The following is a 202-nucleotide window of genomic DNA, read 5'->3' on the forward strand; positions in this document are numbered from 1 at the left end:
ATAAAAGAGCAGTTTGAGCAACGAGTATTATCGTTCGTAAAGGCACAGCGGATGACTCATCCTCGCATTGGTACCAGAAAGTTACAGTACATAATGCAACAGTCAGAGCTACACATTGGCCGAGACCACTTGTTTGCCTTACTGAGAGTAAACCGCTTATTAGTGCTAACTAAACGCGCTTATCACCGAACAACACAGAGCC

At 44.6% G+C, this 202-nt stretch carries 1 pseudogene; it reads left to right on the forward strand.

From position 1 onward, the window contains the following. Nucleotides 1–202 (forward strand): annotated as a pseudogene (locus AN214_RS22615) (IS3 family transposase); the annotation flags it as partial.

This window comes from Pseudoalteromonas sp. P1-9, assembly GCF_001399975.1.
Taxonomy (GTDB): domain Bacteria; phylum Pseudomonadota; class Gammaproteobacteria; order Enterobacterales; family Alteromonadaceae; genus Pseudoalteromonas.